Source organism: Neisseria sp. P0021.S007 (assembly GCF_051956855.1).
Map to the genome: position 1 here is coordinate 1 of NZ_JBQCXA010000426.1, position 740 is coordinate 740.

General features: G+C 53.1%; 2 protein-coding genes. Both read right to left on the reverse strand.

Features of this window, described 5'->3' with window-relative positions:
- The coding region (locus ACTHUR_RS13790) for a mechanosensitive ion channel family protein (RefSeq protein WP_440399101.1) at positions 1–275 on the reverse strand (275 nt) is incomplete at its 3' end.
- A 113-nt stretch (positions 276–388) separates the two neighbouring features.
- Positions 389–740: thiamine ABC transporter substrate-binding protein (locus ACTHUR_RS13795; protein WP_440399103.1), on the reverse strand; the 352-nt coding region annotated here is incomplete at its 5' end.

Consider the following 740-nt stretch of genomic DNA (forward strand, 5'->3'; position numbering starts at 1 on the left):
GAAGTGGTCGGGATACCGAGTTTGCCCAGTGCCGCGATAATGATGAGGATCAGCAGGCCGATGTTGGCAACGTTGCCGAGGAAGCTGACCAGTGTTTTATCGACTTTGGCGCGTGTCAGCGCGGCTTTCATCAGTGTCACCACGCGCGTGGCGACCCAGCGGCCGATAAAGAAGATGGCTAAGGCGGCCAGCAGGTTGGTACCGAAAGACATGCCGGTTTGGGCGAGTTGTTCCCAGCCGGAGAACGAAGAGAGGACTTGAAGATCGAAATTCATAATTGTGTGTGCGTGTGAAGTTGTTTAAAAGGTCATTGTAAAACAAGGCCGTCTGAAAAACTAATGATTTGTTTTTTCAGACGGCCTTTAATCTTTCCTAAATTCTTTTCAGCTTAACGTAAAACGGTTTTGCTCCAACGGCTCACCCATTGTTTTTGTTTGGTGTTGATGTCGGCGCGGTTGGGGGAATCGCTGTGTTTCGGGGTTTGGGCGAACTCGAATATTTTGGGCAGCGGCGTGTTTTTGGCAGCCGGATAGACCCACATTTCGGCAGGCAGGGCTTTTTGCACGTCGCCGCTTTGCAGCCAGCTCACCAGTTTGGCTGCCAGTTCGGGTTGTTTTGCGCCTTTCAAAACGGCCGCGCCTTCAACTTGGCGGAATGTGCCGCCTTTGAGGAAGAGGTTGCCGGTGGGTGGGGTGCTGTATTTGCCTTTGGAGTAGTGGACTTCGGCCGCCGGGCTGGTG